General features: G+C 71.6%; 6 protein-coding genes. 1 reads left to right on the top strand and 5 read right to left on the bottom strand.

Annotated features, from left to right (window positions below; genetic code table 11):
- Nucleotides 1-102: 102 nt before the first annotated feature.
- Entirely contained in the window at nt 103-681 is a 579-nt protein-coding gene (locus WN71_RS14855; protein WP_046592541.1) for a GNAT family N-acetyltransferase, read from the top strand.
- Between the two features lie 10 nt (nt 682-691).
- Here WN71_RS14855 and WN71_RS14850 read toward each other — a convergent pair whose 3' ends face one another.
- From WN71_RS14850 to WN71_RS14830, 5 genes are read right to left on the bottom strand one after another with little or no spacing between them, the layout of a single operon-like run.
- On the bottom strand, nt 692-2,302 hold the full coding sequence (locus WN71_RS14850) for a type IV secretory system conjugative DNA transfer family protein (protein ID WP_046592542.1): 1,611 nt from the start codon (nt 2,300-2,302) through the stop codon (nt 692-694).
- Nucleotide 2,303: 1 nt separating this feature from the next.
- A complete protein-coding gene (locus tag WN71_RS14845) occupies nt 2,304-3,743 on the bottom strand; it encodes an ATP-binding protein (RefSeq protein ID WP_046592543.1) in 1,440 nt (479 codons plus the stop codon).
- Nucleotides 3,744-3,757: 14 nt separating this feature from the next.
- Nucleotides 3,758-5,317 (bottom strand): SCO6880 family protein, encoded by a 1,560-nt coding sequence (locus WN71_RS14840; RefSeq protein WP_046592544.1) that lies wholly within the window; start codon nt 5,315-5,317, stop codon nt 3,758-3,760.
- Nucleotides 5,314-6,654: a membrane protein gene (locus tag WN71_RS14835; RefSeq protein ID WP_046592545.1), complete on the bottom strand. Its 1,341-nt coding sequence runs from the start codon at nt 6,652-6,654 to the stop codon at nt 5,314-5,316. The genes WN71_RS14840 and WN71_RS14835 overlap by 4 nt, the downstream gene beginning before the upstream one ends.
- Complete coding sequence (locus tag WN71_RS14830; protein WP_046592564.1) at nt 6,644-7,483, bottom strand: hypothetical protein; 840 nt, start codon at nt 7,481-7,483, stop codon at nt 6,644-6,646. The genes WN71_RS14835 and WN71_RS14830 overlap by 11 nt, the downstream gene beginning before the upstream one ends.
- Nucleotides 7,484-7,549: the final 66 nt, after the last annotated feature.

Raw genomic sequence — 7,549 nt, 5'->3', positions numbered from 1 at the left:
CCTGTGGGAGAGTAGGACACCGCCGAACAATCATTGAGAAAGAGCCCCGAGTCCCGGTGAAAACCGGTTGATTCGGGGCTCTTTCGCGTTCACCCTGTCTGCATGAGCAGCCACCATGCCACCGAGGGATATCCCGAGAAGTACCTCGTCCGTCCGATCCGTGCCGAGGAATGGCCGGCCGTGCGCGGGCTCCGGCTCGACGCGCTGCGGGACCCGGTCGCGCACCTCGCGTTCCTGGAGACGTACGACCAGGCGCTGGCGAAGCCGGACTCCTTCTGGCGGGAGCGGGCCGAGGGGGCGGCCGAAGGCGCTTATGGAGCGCGGCAGTTCATAGCCGAGAGCCCCGACGGGGAGTGGGCCGGCACCGTCACCGTGCTGCTGGAGGAAGGTGGCAGCACGGACTGGGCCGGCTTCGACATCGAGCGGACGCAGGGACACGTCGTGGGCGTCTTCGTACGGCCCGAGCACCGGGGCAGCGGACTGATAGGGGCCCTGTTCGACGCCGCCGTCGCCTGGTCGTGGGAGGCCGGCGCCGAGCGGGTGCGGCTCATCGTCCACGAGGACAACGCCCGCGCGCAGGCCGCCTACCGCAGGCTCGGGTTCCGGCCCAGCGGAGTCGTCGTACCCCTGGTGGAGGGTTCCGACGACGAGGAGCTGGAGTTCGTCCTGGAGCGGGACTGAGGGGTACCGCTCAGGCCGGGAGTTCGTGGTGCGGCCAGCGGGCGCGGCCCTGTTCGCGGGAGCGGAGCAGGGCCAGCGTCGGCAGGCCGCGGTCGCCCCCGCCGGCGAGGAGTTCCGGGAGCTGGGGGACCGGGGCCACGGCGGCGACGTCGTCGAGGACGAACGTCAGTGGTGGGTCGAGCCGACCGGAGGATGACCGTTCGGCCATGCGCCGGCCGCGCTCGACCACGCTGGATACGAGGGCGGTGAGCAGGGGCATCGCCCCCGGGTGGGTGCGAGGATCCTCGATGGAGTCCCCCACCACATAAAGCGTGCCCCCTTCGTTGACGAAGGAATCCAAGGCGAGGGCATCACTTCGGTTGGGAGTGCACGCCTCGCGGACGTTCACGGTGACGAGCGCGCTCAGCGCACGGGCCGTCAGCTCCTGTGCGATGTCCCGGCGTTCGGGATGCGCGGTCAGCGCGGCCTCCAGCTCGCCCGCCGAGCCCGGCGCGGCCTTGGGGCTGGTGCGCAGAGTCCGTACGGCGTCCTGGATCTGGTTGCCCTGGGTCCAGCGGTGCACATGACGGATGGTCCGGCCGTCCACGGCGGCGGCGTGCAGATAGCTGCGCAGCAGGGTCTCGGCGGTCTCGACGAGCGCCTGGTCCAGGCGGGCGGTGGGGCGGACCGGGGCCAGCAGGGCGGTCGCGCGTGCCGCGGCGGTCGGCCGGTCCTCGCAGCCCGCGGTGGGTGACCAGTGCAGGCGGGCCGGGGTGTCGCACAGATGGCCGGGGTCGTAGAGGAGGACCGGACCCAGCTTGGCGCGGGCGTCCTTGGTGTCCTGCCAGATGAGCGGGTTGGAGGTCACGACGACCGCGGGGCCCTCGGCGTCCCGGACGGCCTGGGTCGCCGCGGCGCGGCGTCCCTCCTCCGGAGCGACCCGGATCCTCTCCCAGCTGCCGCCGACCGGATCGGTGCCGACCGGATCGGCCCCGACCGCGCCGGCACCCATCGCACCGGCGCCGATCGCACCCGTACCGATGGCACCGACACCGGCCAGGCCGGCGCCCACCCGGTCGGCAGCGGACGGGTCGCGGCCGGCCGGGTCACCGGCCGGCTCCGGCGCCGGCTCCGAGCGGGGCACCGGGACCTCGTGGACCTCCGGGGGCTGGGGAGCGTACGACTGGGGATGCGGCGCGGGTGGCGGGGTGTTCAGGCCGGGACGGTGGCCCGACGCGGCGGCGCGGGCGGCCTTGTCGAAGCGGCGCTTGACCCTCCCGGCGCGCCAGCGGGCGACCGTGCCCATCACGAACACGGTGAGGACGACCAGCACCATCAGCTGCCCGATGAACAGCCCCCAGAACAGGCCGTATCCGGAGAGCTCGGCGGCCGGGGTGTCCGGCCAGGCGCCGTGCAGGTCGTGCGGTTCCCCGATGAGGTGGCGCATGGCCACGGGGGTCCGGCTGAAGGTGACCGCGGTCGGCCAGGCGCCGTGGGCGAACAGTCCCGCGAGGCCGGTCGCCGACCACACCAGCAGGGTCATGCCGAGGAGGAAGGCGAGTATCCCGATCAGCAGGCCGTCGGGGATGCCGCCCTGGCCCTCGCGGTCCCGGTCGTGCCCGCCGTGCTCCGCGGGTCTCATCTCACGCCACCGTCGACTCGGAGGAGCCGTCGTAGTCCGCGACGTGCTGTTCCACGAAGGCCGCGGCCCGTGCCTCGGCCTCGCGTTCGGCCGCGCGCAGGGCGTCGTCGGCCAGCTCGTCCTCGTGCAGCAGGTCGGCGGAGGACTGGGTCATGGCCCGGTCGGTGAAGACCAGGGGGCGTTCGGTCTCGGTGATGAGGTGTTTGACCACCTGGACGTTGCCGTTGACGTCCCACACCGCGATGCCGGGGGTGAGGGTGGGGATGATCTCCACCGCCCAGCGGGGCAGGCCGAGGACCCGGCCGGTGGCGCGTGCCTCGTCGGCTTTCTGGGCGTAGATCGTGCGGGTGGAGGCCATCTTCAGGATCGCGGCGGCCTCCTTGGCGGCGGCCCCGTCGACGACGTCGGAGAGGTGGTGCACGACGGCGACGAAGGACAGGCCGAGGCGGCGGCCGAACTTCAGCAGTCGCTGGAACAGCTGGGCCACGAACGGGCTGTTGATGATGTGCCAGGCTTCCTCGACGAGGAAGATCCGCTTCTTGCGGTCCGGGCGGATCCAGGTGTGCTCCAGCCACACGCCGACGATCGCCATGAGGATGGGCATGGCGATGGAGTTGCGGTCGATGTGCGAGAGGTCGAAGACGATCAGCGGGGCGTCCAGGTCGATGCCGACCGTGGTGGGGCCGTCGAACATGCCGCGCAGGTCGCCGTCGACCAGTCGGTCGATGACCAGCGCGACGTCCAGGCCCCAGGCGCGTACGTCGTCTATGGCGACGTTCATCGCCTCGGCCGACTCGGGTTCGGGGTGGCGGAGCTGCTCGACGATGTCGGTGAGGACCGGCTGGCGGTCGAGGATCGTCTCGTTGACGTAGGAGTGGGCGACCTTGAGGGCGAAGCCGGAGCGCTCGTCCAGGCCGTGGCCCAGCGCCACCTCGATGATGGTGCGCAGCAGCGCCAGCTGGCCGGTGGTGGTGATGGCCGGGTCGAGCGGGTTGAGCCGGATGCCGTGGTCCAGGGCGGCGGTCGGGTCGAGGCGGATGGGGGTTATCCCCAGCTCCTCCGCGATGAGGTTCCACTCGCCGACGCCGTCCTCGCCCTGGGCGTCCAGGACCACGACCTGGCGGTCGCGGAAGCGCAGCTGGCGCAGGACGTAGGTCTTCTCCAGGGCCGACTTGCCGTTGCCGGACTCGCCGAGGACCAGCCAGTGCGGGGCGGGCAGCTGCTGGCCGTAGAGCTGGAAGGGGTCGTAGATGTAGCCCTTCCCGGAGTAGACCTCGCGGCCGATGATGACGCCGGAGTCGCCGAGTCCGGGGGCGGCGGTCGGCAGGTAGACGGCCTGGGCCTGCCCGGTGGAGGTGCGTACCGGCAGGCGGGTCGTCTCGACCTTCCCGAAGAGGAAGGACGTGAAGGCGTCCGTGAGGACGGACAGCGGGTCCCGCATCAGCGCATCAGCCCCTACCTGCGAATGCCGGTGGCGAACGGAAGTGTGTTCACGAAGGCCCGGTGGTGCTCGCGGTCGCACCACTCCAGCTTGAGGTACGACTTTCCGGCCGACGCCCTTATGGTGCGCTTGTCGCGGGCGAGGGCCTCGGGGGAGCGGGAGGAGACGGTGATCCAGCCGACCAGGTTCACTCCTGCGGCCCCGCTGGCGAGGTCCTCGCCGCGCTGGTCGAGGCGGTTGTGGGCGGCGACGTCGCGCGGGTCGACGGTGCGGTTCATCTTGGCGGCGCGGCTCGCCTCGGCCTCGTCGTTGGTCTTCTCGGTCAGCATCCGCTCGATGGCGACCTCGGTGGGTTCGAGGTCCATGGTGACGGCGACCGTGCGGATCACGTCGGGGGTGTGGACCAGCAGCGGGGCGAGGAAGTTGACGCCGACGGGGGTCATCGGCCACTCCTTCACCCAGGCCGTGGCGTGGCACCAGGGCGCGCGGGTGGTGGACTCGCGGGTCTTGGCCTGGAGGTAGGTCGGCTCCATCGCGTCCAGTTCGGCCGGCCAGGCGTTGCGCTTGGTCATGGCCTGGATGTGGTCGATGGGGTGGTCCGGGTCGTACATGGAGTGGATGAGGGAGGCGAGCCGGCCCTGGCCGAGGGGCTGGCGGACCCGGATGTCGGCCTCCTGGAGGCGCGAGCAGATGTCGGTGAGCTCGCGGGCCATGACGACGGCGAGGCCGGCGTCGCGGTCGAGCTTGCGGCCGCCGTGCGGGCGCGCGGCGCGGGCCATCGCCTGGGCCTCGGCGGCGAGTTCGCGCGAGTACGACATGCAGGCGACGAGGTAGGCGCGGTGCTGCTCGCTGCTGGTGGACACCATCGACTGGAGCTGGTCGTAGGACCGCTGGAGCCACTCCGGGGAGCGTTCGTCGCCGCGGACACTGACGTCCTTGGCGTGCGCGTCGGGGTCGGCGGGCAGGGTGCGGGCGAGCATCTGGATGCGGGTGACGAAGCCGTCGCCGTTCGCGACATGCTTCAGCAGGGTGCCGAAGCGGTCGACGAGGGCCTCCTGGTCCTCGGAGTCGCGCAGGCCGACGCCGGGGCCCTCGATCTCGATGGCGGCGGTGACGGTCTTGCGGTCGGCGTGCAGCAGTACGGCGATCTCGTCGGGCCCGAACGGGGCGGCGAGCCAGCCGATCCGGCCGATGCCGGGCGGTGGGCCGACCTCGATCTCGCGGCCGTCGAGCCGGGTGCCCGCCTCCATGGCGGCGGAGCGGTAGACGGTGCCCTGGCGCAGGGTCCGCTTGTAGGTGCGGTTGATCTCGAACCACTTGTAGAACGTCCGCCGTTTGTACGGCACGTACACCGCGGCCAGCGCCAGCATGGGGAAGCCGGTCAGCAGCACGATGCGCAGGGAGAGCACGGGGACGAGCAGCCCGCTCATCATGCCGAGGAACGCGCCCGCGATGATCAGCGCGATCTCGCCGGTCTCGCGGTTGCGGCCGACGATGGCGTTCGGCCGGGCGCGGCCGATCAGATACGTGCGGCGGGGCGTGACCGGATGGGACAGATGGGACTCGGCCGTCAACGCCCGTCACCTCCTGAACGGTTGTTGCTGTTGCGGGTGTTGCTGGCATGCGGGGTGTTCGCCGGGCTGGGCGCGCGCGGTGCGGGTGCGGCGGAGGGGACAGATCCGCCGCCACCACCGTTCGGGGTGCGCGAGCTGTGCGCGGCGACGCCGCCGGTGGCCGGGTTGGCCGGGCGGGGCTGGGACGACTGGCCGCCGCCCCCGTTGTTGTCGGCGCGGGCGCTGTGCGTCTTGATGCCCTGCGCCACCAGGGTCGCCGGGGAGCTGATGACCGCGGCGGCCTTGCCCTCGGCGCCCCGCATGATGCGGTTGTTGCGGGACCCCGCGATCTCGTCACCGAAGCCGGGGACGAAGCGGTAGATCATCGCGCTGGCGAAGATGGCCAGCAGGATGATGGCGAGGCCGGAGACGACGGCGGAGAACGCGTCGGGGCCGTTGTCGGAGGACGACAGGGCGCCGGCGAGGCCGAGCACGATCACGATGACCGGTTTGACGAGGATGACCGCGATCATGATGCCCGCCCAGCGGCGGACGTGGCCCCACAGGTTCTTGTCGACCAGTCCGGCGTAGACGATGGTGCCGAGCAGGGCGCCGACGTAGAGCAGGGCGGCGCGGATGACGAGTTCCAGCCAGAGCACGCCGGCGGCGAGGATCGACACCAGGGACACCACGATCAGCATGATCGGGCCGCCGCCGATGTCGCTGCCCTTGCCGAGGGCGCCGGAGAAGGTGCCGAAGAACGTGTCGGTCTGGTCGCCGGTGGCCTTGGCGAGGACGTCGGTGACGCCGTCGGTGGCCGATACGACGGTGTAGAGGATCAGCGGGGTGAACGCGGACGCGATCACCGTCAGCCACAGGAAGCCGATCGCCTCGGACAGGGCGGTGGTGAGGGGGACTCCGCGTACCGCCCGCTTCGCCACGGCCAGCAGCCACAGCAGCAGGGTGAGGATGGTGGAGGCGGCGAAGACGACGGCGTACTGCTGGAGGAACTTGGGGTTGGTGAAGTCGACGTTCGCGGTCTCCTTGACGGCGGAGCTCAGCTTGTCGACGGTCCAGGAGGCGGCGTCCGCGAAGCCCTTGGCGAGCGAGGTCAGCGGGTCGCTGGTGTCGCTGGTGAGGCCCTCGGAACCGCTGGAGCCGCTGCCGCTGCTGTTGCCGCGTTCGCAGTACTTCTTGGCCTCGCCGACGATGAGGTCGCAGCTGCTGCTCTTCGACGCGGAGGGGGTCGGGCTGGGGCTCGGGGCGGCGAAGGCGCGCCCCGCCAGCAGCACGGCCGACGTCTGGACGGCGGTCACGACTGCGGCGAGCCGGAGTGCGCGGTGCGGGTTACCGGGCATACGTGAACCCTCCGTACTCCTCGATGGCCTTGCTGATCTCGTCGGAGGTGGCCGCCTTGTCGTCACCGGGGACCGGTGCGGGGCCGTCCTTCTGCGTGTCGCTGACGATCTTCCAGTCCCCGTCGGTCCAGCGGAGCTTGAAGGTCCAGGTCTTCCAGGTGGAGGTGACCGGGTCGGTGGAGCTCTCGCCGGACATGCCGATCAGGCCCAGGTACCAGACCGCGACCTTGGCGTCGGTGGCGCCGTAGGTCGCGGTGGTGCCGACGGGGACGACGCGGGAGACGAAGGTGCTGCCCTTCGGCGCGTCGCCGTCCGCGTCGAGTCCGAGCTTGGCGAGGAAGGCGGTGGAGTAGGCCTGGTCCATGGGGGCCTGGAGCGCGGCTGCGGCGTCGGCCGTGTAGAGGGTCGCGACGATCCGGTGGCGGTTGTCGGTCTTGAACATGCCGGTGGAGCCGAGCGCCACCGCGTAGTTCGCCGCGGCGGACTGGGCGCCTTCCTCGGTGTGGGCGTAGCCGGTGGGGATGCCGGCCGTCTTCACCTGGTCCGGCTTGGTGCCGGAGGCGGCGGTGGCGGAGGTCTCGGGCTTGTCCGCGGAGCCGGACGGGGAGTCGGCGTCGCCGCTGCCGCCGCGGTTGGCGAAGGCGATCGCGGCGATCAGCAGGACGACGACCCCGACCACCGTGACCAGGCTGCGCGAGGACGACGAGCGGCCGCCGCGCCGCGCGCCGCCGTACGGGTCGCCCTCGGGGAGCCGGGTGCGGGTCTGGCCCGTGCCGCCGTATCCGCCGGACACCTCGTCGGCGTAGTCCTGTCCGTCCCCGGGACTCATGTCGCGCACGCCCCCTCGGCGTCATGCGGAAACTCGTGCCAGTACGACGGTAGCCGTGCTGGTTCC

The organism is Streptomyces mangrovisoli (assembly GCF_000974985.2).
Taxonomy (GTDB): domain Bacteria; phylum Actinomycetota; class Actinomycetes; order Streptomycetales; family Streptomycetaceae; genus Streptomyces; species Streptomyces mangrovisoli.
Note: the sequence above shows the minus strand (reverse complement) of the source record. Positions and strands in the feature narration are given on the sequence as shown.